12 protein-coding genes are annotated in these 13,496 nt (G+C 71.2%); 9 read left to right on the top strand and 3 right to left on the bottom strand.

The genetic code is table 11. The annotated features are described in order from the left end of the window. Nucleotides 1–2 precede the first annotated feature (2 nt). Nucleotides 3–224, bottom strand: a complete 222-nt coding sequence (locus AC1DWR_RS03080) for a hypothetical protein (RefSeq protein WP_477613223.1) — start codon at nt 222–224, stop codon at nt 3–5. Nucleotides 225–399: 175 nt separating this feature from the next. Between AC1DWR_RS03080 and AC1DWR_RS03075 the strand changes: the two genes are divergently transcribed. The 4 genes from AC1DWR_RS03075 to AC1DWR_RS03060 all read left to right on the top strand — a co-directional run bounded on the left by AC1DWR_RS03075 (nt 400) and on the right by AC1DWR_RS03060 (nt 6,710). Next, the gene (locus tag AC1DWR_RS03075) at nt 400–2,133 is read left to right on the top strand and encodes a DEDD exonuclease domain-containing protein (protein WP_477613224.1); all 1,734 of its coding nucleotides are present in this window, start codon (nt 400–402) and stop codon (nt 2,131–2,133) included. 53 nt (nt 2,134–2,186) lie between these two features. Continuing rightward, the gene (locus AC1DWR_RS03070) at nt 2,187–2,471 is read left to right on the top strand and encodes an Lrp/AsnC family transcriptional regulator (RefSeq protein WP_477613225.1); all 285 of its coding nucleotides are present in this window, start codon (nt 2,187–2,189) and stop codon (nt 2,469–2,471) included. A 157-nt stretch (nt 2,472–2,628) separates the two neighbouring features. Beyond that, nucleotides 2,629–5,202, top strand: a complete 2,574-nt coding sequence (locus AC1DWR_RS03065) for an SCO7613 C-terminal domain-containing membrane protein (RefSeq protein WP_477613226.1) — start codon at nt 2,629–2,631, stop codon at nt 5,200–5,202. 86 nt (nt 5,203–5,288) lie between these two features. Continuing rightward, nucleotides 5,289–6,710, top strand: coding sequence for a pyridoxal phosphate-dependent decarboxylase family protein (locus AC1DWR_RS03060; protein ID WP_477613227.1), 1,422 nt, complete (start codon nt 5,289–5,291; stop codon nt 6,708–6,710). On the opposite strand, the gene trpD is transcribed toward AC1DWR_RS03060, so the two are convergent. Both trpD and AC1DWR_RS03050 read right to left on the bottom strand, forming a co-directional pair. Then, complete coding sequence (trpD, locus tag AC1DWR_RS03055; protein WP_477613228.1) at nt 6,711–7,826, bottom strand: anthranilate phosphoribosyltransferase; 1,116 nt, start codon at nt 7,824–7,826, stop codon at nt 6,711–6,713. Nucleotides 7,827–7,831: 5 nt separating this feature from the next. Continuing rightward, a complete protein-coding gene (locus AC1DWR_RS03050; RefSeq protein WP_477613229.1) occupies nt 7,832–8,284 on the bottom strand; it encodes a response regulator in 453 nt (150 codons plus the stop codon). A 114-nt stretch (nt 8,285–8,398) separates the two neighbouring features. Here AC1DWR_RS03050 and ctaE point away from each other — a divergent pair, with 114 nt between their 5' ends. The 5 genes from ctaE to AC1DWR_RS03025 all read left to right on the top strand — a co-directional run bounded on the left by ctaE (nt 8,399) and on the right by AC1DWR_RS03025 (nt 13,442). Next, complete coding sequence (gene ctaE, locus AC1DWR_RS03045; protein ID WP_477623638.1) at nt 8,399–9,046, top strand: aa3-type cytochrome oxidase subunit III; 648 nt, start codon at nt 8,399–8,401, stop codon at nt 9,044–9,046. A 55-nt stretch (nt 9,047–9,101) separates the two neighbouring features. Continuing rightward, nucleotides 9,102–9,887, top strand: a complete 786-nt coding sequence (gene qcrC / locus AC1DWR_RS03040) for a cytochrome bc1 complex diheme cytochrome c subunit (protein ID WP_477623637.1) — start codon at nt 9,102–9,104, stop codon at nt 9,885–9,887. A gap of 205 nt (nt 9,888–10,092) precedes the next feature. Further along, nucleotides 10,093–11,166, top strand: a complete 1,074-nt coding sequence (gene qcrA, locus AC1DWR_RS03035) for a cytochrome bc1 complex Rieske iron-sulfur subunit (protein ID WP_477613435.1) — start codon at nt 10,093–10,095, stop codon at nt 11,164–11,166. Next, a complete protein-coding gene (gene qcrB / locus AC1DWR_RS03030) occupies nt 11,163–12,929 on the top strand; it encodes a cytochrome bc1 complex cytochrome b subunit (protein WP_477613232.1) in 1,767 nt (588 codons plus the stop codon). Before qcrA ends, qcrB begins: the two co-directional genes overlap by 4 nt. A gap of 171 nt (nt 12,930–13,100) precedes the next feature. After that, nucleotides 13,101–13,442 carry a metallopeptidase family protein gene (locus AC1DWR_RS03025; RefSeq protein WP_477613436.1) on the top strand — a complete coding sequence of 114 codons (342 nt, stop codon included), beginning with the start codon at nt 13,101–13,103 and terminating at the stop codon, nt 13,440–13,442. Nucleotides 13,443–13,496: the final 54 nt, after the last annotated feature.

Here is a 13,496-nt window from a genome sequence, read left to right as displayed (position 1 = left end):
GATCAGCCGACGGCGCGGACGTGGGCGGCCCAGGGCTCACGGCGAGCGCTGGCCGAGGCGGCCTCGTGCGCACTGACCAGCCCCGCGTCGGCGAACCTCGCGACGACCGCCCGCTCAGCGGCGTCGAGGGGCAGGTGCGCGCCCTGCGGCACCAGCATGGCCGTCACCATGCAGTCGGCGCAGTGCAGGTCGCGCACCGGGCAGCTCTGGCATTCGATGATCATCGCGACCACCTCGCTCTCTGTCTTGGGACCCTGTCCGTCTGGGGACTGCTGTCGTGTCACCTGTCGACGACGCTAGGTGAGGGCACTGACAACGCCAGCGACGCCGGCACACCCGACGTCGTGCCGAGGGCGCGCCTGCCACGGGCTGTCACACCACCGGCCTACCGTCTGGTCCATGCAGACGGCCGACGACCAGATGGTGCAGGGCACCTTCGACGACCTGGGCACGTCGCTGGCCGAGGTCACGTTCGTCGTCGTCGACCTCGAGACGACCGGTGGCAGCCCGGCTGACTCGGCCATCACCGAGATCGGCGCCGTGAAGGTGCGTGGCGGCGAGGTGCTGGGCGAGTTCCAGACGCTGGTCAACCCGCACCTGCCGATCCCGCCGTTCATCCAGTCGCTCACCGGCATCACGACCTCGATGGTGGCCGACGCTCCACGCATCGAGTCCGCTCTACCGGCCTTCCTCGAGTTCGCCCAGGGCGCGGTGCTCGTCGCCCACAACGCCGGGTTCGACATCGGGTTCCTCAAGATGGCTGCCCGCGACCAGGGCATCGACTGGCCACGGCACGCGGTGCTCGACACGGTCCACCTCGCGCGCCAGCTGGTCAGTCGCGACGAGGCGCGCAACCACAAGCTGTCCACGCTGGCCGCCCTGTTCGGTGCCACGACCACCCCAGACCACCGCGCCCTGCACGACGCGCAGGCCACCGTCGACGTCCTGCACGCCCTCATCGGCAGGGTGGGCAGTCTCGGTGTCCACACCTTCGAGGAGCTCGCGAGCTACACCTCGCGGGTCAGCCCCGCCCAGCGGCGCAAGCGGTGGCTGGCCGACGGCCTGCCCAACGAGCCGGGTGTCTACCTGTTCAAGGACTGCGACGGTCGGGTCCTCTACGTCGGGACGTCGGTCAACATCCGCACCCGGGTCCGCAGCTACTTCACGGCGTCCGAGCAGCGCACCCGCATGGCCGAGATGGTGCGCCTGGCCGAGTCGGTCACCCCGATCGTCTGCGCCACCACCCTCGAGGCCGAGGTCCGCGAGCTGCGCCTCATCGCCGAGCACAAACCGCGCTACAACCGGCGGTCCAAGACCCCCGAGCGAGCCACCTGGGTCAAGCTCACCGTCGAGGCCTTCCCTCGCCTGTCCATCGTGCGCGAGGTCCGCGGTGACGGTGCCCGCTACATCGGCCCGTTCGGCAGCCGCAGCTCGGCGGAGGACGCCGTGGCGGCGGTCCACGAGGTCATCCCGCTGCGCCAGTGCGTGCAGCGGCTGTCCCCCACCCGACCCGTCGGTTCGTGCGCCCTGGCCGACATGGGCCGCTGCGGCGCTCCGTGCACGGGGGCCCAGAGCGTGCAGGAGTATGCCGCGGTGGTGCAGGACGCCGTGCACGCCCTCGCCGGGGACTCGCGCGGGGTGGTGACGGCACTGCGCACCCGGATGGGCTCGCTCGCCGACCAGGAGCGGTTCGAGGACGCGGGCACGCTGCGCGACCGCATGCTCGCACTGGTGCGCGGCATGGCCCGGGCCCAGCGGATCGCACCCTTGGCCGCCAGCCCCGAGATCATCGCCGCGCGTCCGGCCACGTCCGGCGGCTGGGAGATCGTGGTGGTCCGGCACGGCCGCCTCGCCGCCAGCACCATCTCGCCACGAGGGGCTGACCCGATGCCCTATGTCGATGCAGTGCGTGACAGTGCCGAGGTCGTGCTCCCGGCCCACTGGCCGGCCCCTGCGGCCACCCCCGAGGAGACCGAGAAGATCCTGCGCTGGCTGGAGTCGCCCGGCGTGCGCATCGTCGACCTCGATGGCGAGTGGACCTGCCCAGTAGGGGGCGCCGGTGGCGCCCGTGCCGAGCTCGAGCCGCAGGTGGTGGCGCGGCACGCGGTGGCCGGCTTCGTCGCGGCCTCCTGACGCGCCGCGAGAGTGCGCTGCTCTCGTCGAGCCCGGACCGATACATTGGTGAGGTGATCTCCGCCATCGTGCTCATCAACGCCGAAGTCGACCGCATCCCCGAGGTGGCGCAGGCCATCGCCGAGCTCGAAGGCGTGTCCGAGGTCTACTCGGTCGCCGGCGACGCCGACCTGATCGCGATGATCCGGGTCAAGGAGCACGAGCAGCTCAACGACGTGATAGCCGACCGGCTCAACAAGGTGCAGGGCGTCATCGGGACCAACACGCACATCGCGTTCCGCACCTACTCCAAGCACGACCTCGAGGCTGCCTTCAGCCTTGGCCTCGACGGGGACTGAGCACCGGCGTCCACGACTCCCTGTCGATGCGCGGCACTCCTCCCGCGCCTGCTCGGCCACACGGCCGATCTGAGTAGCAACGCCCTTCCGCGACCCCCGGCCGACCCCCACACTCGGGTGACACGGTGCACTCGCGCCCGCACCCTCCGGAGGACCGATGTCGCCGATCCCCTGCCCCGCCTGTGGCCGGCTCCTGCCCGAGGCGTCGACCTCGTGCCCCGCCTGCCACCTGCCCCTCACCGGCCCGGACGCGGTGCGGCTGTGGCAGGTCGACCAGGGTCTCGCCGCCCTCCAGCGCGAACGCAGCCTCCTTCTCGCGTCACTGCGCGCCACGGCTGACGCCCCCGCGTCCGCGGCAGCGCCGGCCGCCCCGCCCGCCCCGGCCGAGACGGCGGAACGGGTGTCCCAGCCGCCCTCGGAGCTGCCCTGGGAGCTGAGGGAGCTCTCTTCGGAGTCACCTTCGGACGTCGCCCTGTCCGGTTCCTCCGCCCCACCCCTGCCGGCACCTGCCACGGCCCCGCGGAGGAGCTGGACCACCCAGCAGACCCTCCTCGCAGTCGGTGTCCTGCTCGTCCTGGTCGCCGCGTCGATCGCCCTGGCCATCGCGTGGTTCGTCATCGGCCGAACCGGTCAGATGCTGGTCATGGGTGGCTTCACCGCTGCCGCGACCGTGGCCTCGCTCCAGCTATCGCGCCGTCGGCTGCCCAGCAGCGCCGAAGCCCTGGCCCTGGTGGCGGGCGGACTGTTGCTCCTGGACGTCAGTGCCGCGCGACGCTTCGGCCTGGCTGACCTCGACGCCCTGGACGCCCGCGCCTACACCGCCGTCACCGGCCTGGTCGCAGCCCTCGCCCTGGCCGCCGTGCACCGTCACGACCGCCGCGTCGCCGGCTTCGCCGTGCTGTCGCTGACGGCAGCCTCGATCGGCTGGGCAGGAATCGTCGGTTACGCCTCGACTGCTGCCGGCGGTGCGGCGCTCTCCCTCCTCGGAGCTGTGCTGTTCGGAGCCGTGCACCTCGTGGTGCCGACCTCCTTCGGCTTGACCCGCCGCGCCGCCACCGGCCCCGCCGCCGGGTGGGCGGCGCTCTCGTTCGCCGCGGCCTCAGTGGGCGCGGCCACGGCGTCGGCCGATGCCCTGGACACCCCGTCCGGTACCGGGGTCGGCGCAATCACCTTCGACGGCGCAGCGTGCGTGGTCCTCCTGGCCACCCTGGCCGCTGCCGGCGCGCTGGTGGTCAGGCGGGTCGTCGCCGTGCGGGCGACACGCCTCGGCGGCCGGGGCGCGGTCCGAGCCGACTGGGTCGCCCGACCGCTGTCCGGCGACTGGCGCGCCCTCGGCATCGTCGCCCTGGTCGCCTCCGCAGCGGTCCCGACGGCTGTCCTGTGCCTCGCCCTGCAGGTCGGCGCGTTCTGGACCGCGGTGCTGGCCCTGCTCACCGCGGTGCTCGCCACCGTCCTGGCGGCCGCCCGCATCCGGACGACGTCGCTGGGCACGGCCTGGTGCGAGGCCCAGACCGGCCTGGCCCTCGCGGTCCTGGTCCTTGTTGCGATCGTCCACGACTCACGTCCTGCGACGATCGTCGCCCTCACCGGCGTGGCCCTGGCTGCCACGACGGCGGCTGTGCACCGGCCGGGGTGGCGGGTGCAGGCGACCGCTGTGGGCACAGTCGCAGCGGTGGCGGGCGTCACGATCAGCGGATCCATTGTCTCCCTCGACGTCGAGGTGCTGGCCGCTTCCGCTGCGGGTGCTGCCCTCGTCGCCGGAGCCCTGGCACGGCGCTCGGAACCCGAAGAGGCGCCGTTGGCCGCCGTTGGCCACCTCACCCTGTTCGGCGCTCTGCTGGGCGCGGTGGGGGTCGGGCTCGGTGACGGTGTGGTGATCACCCTCCTGGTGGCCATCGCCCTGACCGCGGCGGCGACCGCCGTGCTGCGCCCTGTCCTTCGCCCCGTCGCCGCAGGTGTCAGTGCAGCGGCAGCCGCCTGGGCGCTGTGGCTGGCGGGTGGGCTCGTCGGCGGCCGCACCCAGTGGACCGTGCTCGTCGCCGCCGCACTGGTTCTCGTGGCCCTGGCCCAGTGGCGACGCGGCCGTCCCGAGGAGGTCGTCCTCGGCACCCTCGCCTGTCTCGTCGCCGTCACCACCGTCGCCGTCGCCGTCGACCGGTCGTGGCCGCATGCAGCAGCAGCCGTCGCCGCGGCATACGGGCTCGTCGCCGTCGCGTATGCCGCCCTGCCGCACCGGCGCGCGACGGTCGCCCTCGCCGTGGTCGGGCTCACGGCGGCAGCCTGGCTCGAGCTCGACCGCGCCCAGGTGACCACGCTGGAGGCCTGGACGCTGCCACTGGCCGCACTGGTGCTCGCCGCCGGGCTGTGGTCGCATCGCGAGCTCGGCGACCACTCCTGGTTGACCGCCGGACCGGGCCTGGCGGTGGCGCTGCTCCCCTCCGCGCTGTACACCGCGGTCGACGACGGCCTCCTGCGTTCGTTGGTCACGGTCACTGCAGCGGTGCTCGTCCTCGTGGCCGGCGCGCTGCGACGGTGGCAGGCACCTGTCGTCCTGGGTGCCGCAGCAGCCATCGTCATCGCGCTCACCCAGCTCGGCCCCTATGCGGTCCAGCTACCGCGCTACCTCACGCTGGGCACGCTGGGTGTCGCCCTCTTGGCGGTCGGGGCGAGGTACGAGCAGCGCCGGGCCGATGCCCGCCAGGCGGTGAGCTGGCTGGCCGGGATGTCGTAGGTCGACAGGTCGTCGGCCAGCACGGCACGAGCCGCTCACCCCGACGGCGGAGGCTGCCGTGGCACGAGTCGGCGTACCTTCACCGCATGGACGATCTGACCCTCCTCTTCGAGCGCGCCGCCCACGTGGCGGCACGCCACCGGTCGGGGCTGCCGGTGACCCGGGTGGCCCCGGCAGTCGACGCGGCGACGCTGCGGCTCGAGGTGGACGCCGTGCTGCGCGATGCGGCAACACCCGCGGTCGAGGTCCTCGACGAGCTGGTCACGGCCTTCACACCGGGGCTCGCCGCGACCCCGGGGCCCCGGTTCTTCGGCTTCGTGATCGGCGGCGCCCTGCCTTCGGCCACTGCTGCGGACATGGTGGCGGTCGGGTGGGACCAGTGCGCCTTCAACGCCACCCTCTCCCCCGCAGCCGCCGTCGCCGAGGAGGTCGCCGGTGGCTGGCTGAAGGAGCTGATGGGGCTACCCGTCGACGCATCGGTCGGTTTCGTCACCGGTGCGCAGGGAGCCAACACCGTCTGCCTGGCCACGGCTCGTCAGCACGTCCTCGCCGCGGTCGGGTGGGACGTCGGGCGTGACGGGCTGGGTGGCGCCCCGGCCGTGCGCGTGGTCGCCGGCGCCGAGCGGCACGCGACGATCGACCGGGCGCTGCGGCTGCTCGGGTTCGGCACTGCGGTGGTGGAGTCGGTGGGCGCCGAGGTCAACGGCGCCATCGACGTCGACGACCTCTCGGCGGTCCTCGACCGGGGCGCGCCAGGACCGACGATCGTCTGCCTCCAGGCGGGGAACGTCAACACCGGTGCCTGCGACGACCTCCGGGCCGCCTGTGACGTGGCCCGGCGGCACGGTGCCTGGGTGCACGTCGACGGGGCCTTCGGCCTCTGGGCCGGCGCCTCGCCCGAGAAGGCGCACCTCGTCGACGGGATCGACCTCGCCGACTCGTGGTCCTGTGACGGCCACAAGTGGCTCAACGTCCCCTACGACTGCGGATTCGCCATCTGCGCCCACCCCCAGGTGCACGCCGCGGCACTGTCCTACACCGCGGCATACCTCACCGGGCAGGGTGGAGCGACGCCCGCGTTGGGTGACCTCGTCCCCGAGTCGTCACGAAGGGCAAGGGGATTCGCCGTCTGGGCCGCCCTGCGTGAGCTGGGCCGTGACGGTGTCGCGGACCTCGTCGACCGGTGCTGCGCACTGGCCCAGCGGTTCGCCGCCGGGCTCGAGGCAGGCGGCGCCGTGGTGGTCAACGACGTGGTCCTCAACCAGGTGCTGGTCAGCTTCGGCAGCGACGCACGGACCGACAAGGTCATCGAAGGGGTGCAGCGAGACGGGACCTGCTGGCTCGGCGGCACGACCTGGCGGGGCCGTCGACTGATGCGGGTATCGGTGTCGAACTGGTCCACGACAGAAGCCGACGTGGACCAGTCGGTCGCAGCGATCCTGCGAGTGGCCGCTACTGAGGTGGAGCCGGACGGGGCGGATCCGGACGCGGAGGACCAGCTGGTCTAGTCAGGCCGGTGTGCTCTGCGTCGCCGCGGCCCACCGGTCCAGCTGGGCGGCGGCCGCCCCGGAGTCCAGGGCAGCCTCGGCCCGGTCCATGCCCGATCGCACCGCCGCCGCGAAGGTCTCGTCCGAGGCGCCGTGCTCGATCCTGTCGCCCGCCCCACCCGACGCGTCGGGGGTGGCGGCGAGATCTGGTGCGGCCAGGGCCAGCGCCATGCCTGCGTTGAGCACGACCGCGTCGCGGACCGCCCCACGCTGCCCGGCGAACAGGTCTCGCGCCACCTGGGCATTGTGCGTCGCGTCGGCCCCGCGCAGGGCCTCGACCGGCTGGCGCTGGAGGCCGACGTGGAGGGGGTCGAAGACACGCTGGGTGACCTCACCGCCATGCACCCACCACACCGTCGAGGTGGTGCTCAGGGTCAGCTCGTCGAGGCCGTCGTCGCCGCGGAAGACCACAGCATCCTTGCCCCGCCCGGCGAACACGCCGGCCATGAGCGGCGCCACGCGCGCGTCGGCGACCCCGACGACGGCATACGTGGGCTGGGCGGGGTTGGTGAGGGGCCCGAGGACGTTGAACGCCGTGCCCACACCCAACCCGCTGCGCGCCACGGCAGCGTGTCGCATCGCGGGGTGGAAGGCCTGGGCGAAGCAGAACGTGATGCCGGCATCCGTCGCCACCTCGGCCACCCGCTGCGGGCTGAGGGTGAGGTTGACGCCCAGGGCTTCGAGCACGTCCGCCGAACCAGAGGCCGACGACGCGGCCCGGTTGCCGTGCTTGACCACTCGGATACCACTGGCAGCGATGACGATCGAGGCCATCGTCGAGATGTTGACCGTGTTGGACCGGTCGGCGCCGGTGCCCACGATGTCGAGGCTCGGACCCGGGACCTCGATGCGGTTGGCGTGCGCCAGCATCACGTCGGCGAGGCCACGTAGCTCCTCGACGCTCTCGCCCTTGGCGCGGAGCGCCACGAGGAATCCGGCCACCTGGACCGGCGAGGCCTCGCCGCTCATGATCTGGTCCATCGCCCACGCCGCTTGGTCGGTGGAGAGGTGGTTCCGCGCGATCAGCAGGGTGAGCAGGTCCGGCCAGGTGGGACCAGCCGGCTCAGGGACGCTCATGCCGGTCAGGAGGCGCTGGGGCGAGCGCCGCGACCCAGCTCGGCCACGGCGGAGGCCAAGGCGATCGGGTCGAGCGGGTGCGGGACCGCGAGGTCGGCGAGGGACCACGTCGCGAGCCAGCCATCCTGAGGTCGTCCGGTCAGGACGAGGACCGGCGGGCACTCGAAGATCTCGCTCTTGAGCTGGCGACACAGGCCCAGCCCACCCATCGGCGCTGCCTCACCGTCGAGGATGAGGACGTCGAAGCGGGCGTTCTCGACGGCCTCGATCACCGCTGCCGCGGTCGCGCACTCACGCCACGACACGACCTCCACGTCCCGCGCCGGACGACGTCCCACCGTGACCCGGACTGCGTCGCGCGTGGTCTTGTCGTCGCTGTACAACAGCACGGAGATCTGGCGGGCCGAGGACCCCGACGAGGTCGGTGCGTCGGCGGCGGTCGCGTGCGAAGCGGTCATGTCGCAGATGCTACCGGTGCGGCGTTTCGGCACGCCCACGCACCCATCGGGGGGTCGACGGTGTGCCGCGCTGCGAATGTGGCTAATCTGGCGCACGTGGCGACCGCATCTCCAGTGACCTCTGAACCCGCCCGCTCAGCCGGCAGCATCCCCGGCCACGGGCCGGTGTCCCGACCCAACATGGTGTCGGTGGGCACCATCGTCTGGCTCTCCAGCGAGCTGATGTTCTTCGCGGGCCTTTTCGCGATGTACTTCACGATCCGCTCGGTGGAGCCGGAGCTGTGGAAGGAGTCGACGGGGGTGCTCAACGTGCCCTTCGCGACGATCAACACGATCGTCCTCGTCGTCTCGTCGGTCTGGTGCCAGCTCGGCGTCCACGCGGCCGAGCACGGCAAACCGCACCGCGGCGACGCCAGCCTCCTCGCCGTCCCGAGCTGGGGCATGCGCGAGTGGTACGTCCTCACCTACATCTTCGGCGCGATCTTCGTCTCCGGTCAGGTGCTCGAGTACTCCGAGCTGGTGCACGAGGGCATCTCCCTCTCCTCCACCGCGTACGGCTCGGTCTTCTACCTCACGACCGGCTTCCACGCGCTGCACGTCACCGGGGGCCTGCTGGCCTTCCTGCTGATCATCGGGCGCACCTTCACGACCCGTCACTACAGCCACGCCCAGGCTGCCGGCGCGGTCGTGACCTCGTACTACTGGCACTTCGTCGACGTGGTGTGGATCGCGCTGTTCGCGACGATCTACCTGCTGAAGTGACCGGCACGATGACCTCCCAGCCCGCCCTGCCCGCCTCCATCGACAGGACCGCACTGTGAACGCCTTGGCCGCCCGCYGTCGCCACCCGGCCGCGATCGCCCTGCTCTTGCTCCTGGGCCTGATCCTCACCGGGGTCGCCTACTCCGCCTTCGCGCCCAAGAAGGCCGACGCCGCCACGGCAGCCGCCAGCACCGTCGAGGACGGCAAGAAGCTCTTCCTCGCCAACTGTGCGACCTGCCACGGGCTGCAGGCCCAGGGGACCAAGGCCGGTCCGGCCCTTCCGGGCGTCGGCGCCGCTGCCGTGGACTTCCAGATGGGCACCGGCCGCATGCCGATGGCTGCGCCGAACGTCCAGGCCCCCCGCGCGGAGCAGGTCCGGTTCACGCAGGACCAGATCTCCGCGGTCGCGGCATACGTCGCGTCGCTGGCCCCCGGACCCGCCATCCCCGAGGCCGAGTACACCAACGGTGAAGGGGGCGACGTCGCCCTCGGCGCCGAGCTATTCCGTGTCAACTGCGCGATGTGCCACAACTTCGCCGGTTCCGGCGGCGCCCTGACCCGCGGCAAGTACGCCCCGAGCCTGCACAACGTCGAGGGCAAGCACATCTACGAGGCCATGGTCACCGGCCCCCAGTCGATGCCCGTCTTCAGCGACGACAACATCTCCCCGGAGTCCAAGAACGACATCGTGGCCTACCTCCACGCGGTCGACGAGCAGGAGAACGTCGGCGGGATGGCGCTGGGCAACCTCGGCCCCGTGTCCGAGGGGCTCTTCGCCTGGATCTTCGGGCTCGGCATCATGGTCGGCTTCGCCGTCTGGCTCGGCCGGAAGGCCGCCTGATGGCTCCGACGGCACAGAGGGCACAGAGGGCACAGAGGGCACACACGGCCATGACGGGTCGGTCACACCCTCTGGCCCAGACCATCGCCCGGGGCGACACTGGAACTGACCACCGCGACTCGACAGGATCGACGACACGATGAGCGAACACGACACGCCGCACGGCGCGGTCGTCGGCACGAGCGACGGCCACGGCGCTGGCCACATGGCCGGCCAGAGCGACGGCCACGGCGACGGCTACGGCTCCACTGCGGTCCGGCTGGACCAGGGCCATGTCGAGGGCACCGGCGGCCTTCCGGCGCACTTCCAGAACCCGGGCCTGCCGCCGCACGCCGCGCGGATGTCGGACCTCGACGAGAAGTCAGCCAAACGGGCCGAGAAGCAGGTCGCCGCGCTCTTCGGCCTCTCCAGCCTGGGCACGGTGCTGTTCATCGTCGCCTACTTCGCGATCGACCCCGAGCGGTCGGGATTCATCCCCGGCATCGGCAACGCAAGCATCTACAACGTCGTCCTCGGCGTGACGATGGCTCTCGCCCTCCTCGGCTGCGGTGTCGGGGCGGTCCACTGGGCCAAGACCCTGATGCCCGACGTCGAGTCGGTCGAGGAGCGACACCCCCTGCGGGCCAAGGACGAGGACCGCACGCGGGTGGTCACCGGTCTCATGGACGGCGGCGACAAGGCCCAGCTCGGCCGTCGCCCGCTCATCAAGTTCTCGCTGGTCGGCGCCCTCGCGCTGCCGCCGCTGGCGATCCTGCTGCCGCTGGTGGGCGGGCTCGGTCCCCTGCCGAAGAACCAACTCTCCACCACGATGTGGAAGAAGGGTGACCGGCTGGTCCGCGACCCCGAGCGCACCCCGATCCGGGCGGATCAGGTCACCATCGGTTCGGTCTTCCACGTGCTCCCCGAGTCGATCAAGGACTCCGAGCACGTGCTCGAGGACAAGGCCAAGGCCGCCGTGCTCCTGATGCGCCTCAACCCCGAGGACATCAAGCCCCAGAAGGAGCGTGACTGGGGCCACGAGGGCATCGTCGCCTACTCCAAGATCTGCACCCACGTCGGTTGCCCGGTTGGTCTCTACGAGCAGCAGACGCACCACCTGCTCTGTCCCTGCCACCAGTCGACGTTCGACGTGACGCAGGACTGCAAGGTCATCTTCGGGCCGGCCAAGCGTCCGTTGCCGCAGCTGAAGATCACCGTTGACGCGCAGGGTTACCTGATCGCCGACGCCCCGTTCCGCGAGGCCGTCGGTCCGAGCTTCTGGGAGCGTGGTTCCGCATGAGCACCGACCGCAACCCGACCGGCCGCGACCCGATCGACCGCCTCCGCAGGGACGACCCCCAGCCCGAGGAGCCCACCAACCCCGGCCTGAAGGCCGTCGGGGGCGTGGCGGGCTGGCTGGACGACCGCACGGGAGCGGCCAAGCCGGTCGGCTACCTCATGAAGAAGGTCTTCCCCGAGCACTGGTCCTTCATGCTCGGCGAAGTCGCCATGTACTCCCTGATCATCTGCCTGCTCTCGGGCACGTTCCTTACCTTCTGGTTCGTCCCCAGCGCCGGTCAGGTCGTCTACGACGGCAGCTACCTGCCCCTGCGTGGCATCACGATGTCGGAGGCGTTCCGGTCGACGGTGGACATCTCCTTCGACATCCGCGGCGGTCTGCTCATCCGCCAGATCCACCACTGGGCGGCGCTGATGTTCATCGTCGCGCTGTCGGTCCACATGCTGCGCGTGTTCTTCACGGGTGCCTTCCGCAAGCCGCGTGAGATCAACTGGGTGATCGGCTGCATCCTGTCGATGCTGGCCCTGATCGAGGGTTTCGCCGGCTACTCCCTGCCGGACGACCTGCTCTCCGGGACCGGCCTTCGCGCCGCAGAAGGCTTCATGCGCTCGGTGCCCGTGCTCGGGTCCTACCTGTCGTTCGCGCTGTTCGACGGCCCCTTCCCCGGCGAGGCGATCATCCCCCGCCTGTTCTCGATCCACGTGCTGCTGCTCCCGGCGATCCTGGTCGGACTGTTCACCGCCCACATCGGGCTGGTGTTCGTGCACAAGCACACCCAGTTCCCCGGGCCCGGCCGCACCAACGACAACGTCGTCGGCTTCCCGGTCATGCCGGTGTATGCCGCGAAGGCCGGTGGCTTCTTCTTCATCGTCTTCGGCGTCATCTCGCTGATCTCTGGATTGGTCACCATCAACCCGATCTGGGCCTATGGTCCCTACGACCCCTCGCCGGTCACGGCAGGAGCCCAACCCGACTGGTACATGGGCTTCGCCGACGGCGCGCTGCGTCTGTTGCCCGGCTGGCTTGAGTTCACCGCCTTCGGCTTCACGTTCTCGTTCAACGTGATGATCGGCGCCATCCTCCTGATCCCGGTCATGTACGGCCTGATGGGCGCCTACCCGTTCCTCGAGAAGTGGGTCACCGGCGACCACCGCGAGCACCACCTGCTCGACCGGCCGCGCAACAACCCCACGCGCACAGGGCTGGGCATGGCAGCGTTGACGGCCTACGGCGTGCTCATGTTCGCCGCGGGCAACGACCTCATGGCGATCAAGCTGCACCTGTCGATCAACGACATCACCCACACCCTGCGGGCAGCCTTCTTCATCGCGCCACCGATCGTCTTCTGGGTCACCAAGCGCATCTGCCTGTCGTTGCAGCGCAAGGACCGCGACCTGGTCCTGCACGGCCGCGAGACCGGACGCATCGTGCGTACCGCCGACGGGAAGTTCTTCGAGCAGCACGAGCCGCTCGACGAGTTCACCCGCTGGAACCTCGTCCAGCACGAGGACCACGAAGTCCTGCTGCTCGAGGCGGGAACCGACGCCCACGGCGTCGCCTCACCGACGGCCCGCAAGGACAAGGCCCGCTCGGCCCTGTCGCGGTTCTACTTCACCGACAGCATCAACCCGGTGACGCCGGCCGAGCTGGCCGCGGCACACCACGACGGCCATGGCCACGAGGCGATCGAGGCCGCTCCGAGCAGCGACGAGTCGCGGCCGGCCCTCGAGAGCTCGCGCAGGGAGCCCCCCAAGCGTCCCTGAGGCCCGTCACAAGCCCACCAGAGGCTCCCTGAGCCTCTCAGGCCAACACCCCCGGGTATGCCGCCCGCTCACCACCCACGCCTCGCGTGCGGCCGCGAGCGGGCGGCATACCGATGCCGGGGGTGTTTCGGCGTTGCGGCCCTCACGTGACAGGCTGGCCCCGTGGTCGAGATGGGGGCAGCCGAGTTCGAAGTGGCCGTGGGCGACGCCCTCGACGCCGTGCCTCCCGAGCTGATGCGGCTGCTGGACAACGTCGTCTTCTTCGTCGAGGACGAACCGCCACCGGACGACCCCGACCTGCTCGGCGTCTATGACGGGACCCCCATCACCGAGCGTGGTGACGGCTGGGCGGGGGCGCTGCCTGACCGGATCACGATCTTCCGCGGCCCGTTGACCCGGATGTGCGAGGACCGCGAGGACCTCCTCGACGAGATCGCCGTGACCGTGGTGCACGAGATAGCGCACCACTTCGGGATCGACGACGCTCGCTTGCACGACCTCGGCTGGGGGTGAGCCCTGCCACGCGCACCCCACGACGCGCAGGTGCCGTGCCCCGGTCACAGGACA

The sequence above is a fragment of the Pedococcus sp. P2_E2 genome (assembly GCF_056403955.1).
This window is presented reverse-complemented; position numbering and strand designations above follow the sequence as displayed.